The organism is Mesorhizobium sp. M8A.F.Ca.ET.021.01.1.1 (assembly GCF_003998025.1).
Taxonomy (GTDB): Bacteria; Pseudomonadota; Alphaproteobacteria; order Rhizobiales; family Rhizobiaceae; genus Mesorhizobium.
On the sequence record NZ_RZSJ01000884.1, the window covers coordinates 1 to 1,578 of the forward strand.

Below are 1,578 nucleotides of genomic sequence, written 5' to 3' on the forward strand. Positions count from 1 at the left end.
GCGCCCCCCTCTGGCCTGCCGGCCATCTCCCCCACAAGGGGCGAGATCAGCCAATCGGCCGAGCGCACCTTTGCGTCGCCGCTCGCGCGCCGCATCGCCAGGGAGGCGGGCGTCGATGTGTCGGCCGTGGCTGGCACCGGTCCGCATGGCCGCGTGGTGAAGGCCGATGTCGATGCCGCGATCGGCGGCGGCGGCGCCAAGGCAGCGCCGGCAGCCAAGGCTCCGGCTGGTGCGCCTTCCGCTGCTCCGGCTGTAAAGGCAATGTCGGACGACCAGGTGCTGAAGCTGTTCGAGCAAGGCTCCTATGACCTCGTCCCGCACGACAATATGCGCAAGACCATCGCGCGACGCCTGGTCGAGGCCAAGACCACCATCCCGCATTTCTACCTGACGCTCGATTGCGAACTCGACGCGCTGCTTTCGCTGCGCACGCAGCTCAACGCCGCGGCTCCGGTGAAAAAGACCGACAAGGGTGAGGCGCCCGCCTACAAGCTGTCGGTCAACGACATGGTGATCAAGGCGATGGCCATGGCGCTGAAGGCGGTGCCGGATGCCAATGCCTCCTGGACCGAGAGCGCCATGGTCAAGCACAAACATGCCGATGTCGGCGTCGCCGTCTCGATCCCCGGCGGCCTGATCACGCCGATCATTCGGCATGCGGATGAAAAGACGCTCTCCGTCATCTCCAACGAGATGAAGGATCTGGCCAGCCGTGCCCGCAGCCGGAAGCTGAAGCCGGAAGAGTATCAAGGCGGCACCACGGCGGTGTCCAATCTCGGCATGTTCGGCATCAAGGACTTTGCCGCTGTCATCAACCCGCCGCACGCGACGATCCTGGCGGTCGGCGCCGGCGAGGAGCGGGCGGTGGTCAAGAACGGCGAGATCAGAATAGCCACAGTGATGTCGGTGACGCTGTCGACCGACCATCGTGCGGTCGACGGTGCTCTAGGTGCGGAACTCTTGGTCGCCTTCAAGAAGTTGATCGAGAACCCGATGGGCATGCTGGTCTAGGAAAGGGAAAGGCTGTGCGAATATTCTTCACCAGCCTTTTCGCTTTTTTCATTTCCGGGTTGGCTGGCGGTCTGATCGCGCAATGGTTGGCTGTCGCCACCGGCGCCGAGGAAGAATACATCATCGTCTTCATGTTCTCGGTGCTGGTGACCTTTGTCGTCACCTTCATCTTCTTCGTGGCGCAATTGACGAACGAACCGGTCGCGGCCGTGGCGAGGGCGGGCAAGTGGACGCTGATTGTGTTTGTGGTGCTGCTCGTCCTCTTGGTCGGGCTGATCCTCTACAGCGACAGCAGCGTCGCGGTGGTCAGGAAAGACATGCCGATGGTTGCCGGTCTCGGTCTGCCGGGCTTGGTGACGATCGTCATCCATTGGTTGTTCGTGCGCTGGCGCGTGAAGCGCGGCGTGGCTGACATAAAGGCGGGTTGAACGGATGAAGACAGTGCTTTGTTACGGCGACTCGCTGACCTGGGGCTATAATGCCGAAGGCGGGCGTCATGCGCTGCCGGATCGCTGGCCAAGCGTGCTGCAGGCCGGCCTCGGCGAAGGCGTTCAGGTTATCGCCGAC

2 protein-coding genes and 1 pseudogene are annotated in these 1,578 nt (G+C 63.2%); all 3 read left to right on the top strand.

Annotated features, from left to right (window positions below):
• Positions 1-1,011 (top strand): 2-oxo acid dehydrogenase subunit E2 (locus EOA36_RS35060; RefSeq protein ID WP_127281201.1); only part of this gene is annotated, 1,011 nt, incomplete at its 5' end.
• Positions 1,012-1,025: 14 nt separating this feature from the next.
• Positions 1,026-1,439 (top strand): hypothetical protein, encoded by a 414-nt coding sequence (locus tag EOA36_RS35065; RefSeq protein WP_127281202.1) that lies wholly within the window; start codon positions 1,026-1,028, stop codon positions 1,437-1,439.
• Positions 1,440-1,443: 4 nt separating this feature from the next.
• Positions 1,444-1,578, top strand: a pseudogene (locus EOA36_RS35070) (arylesterase); the annotation flags it as partial.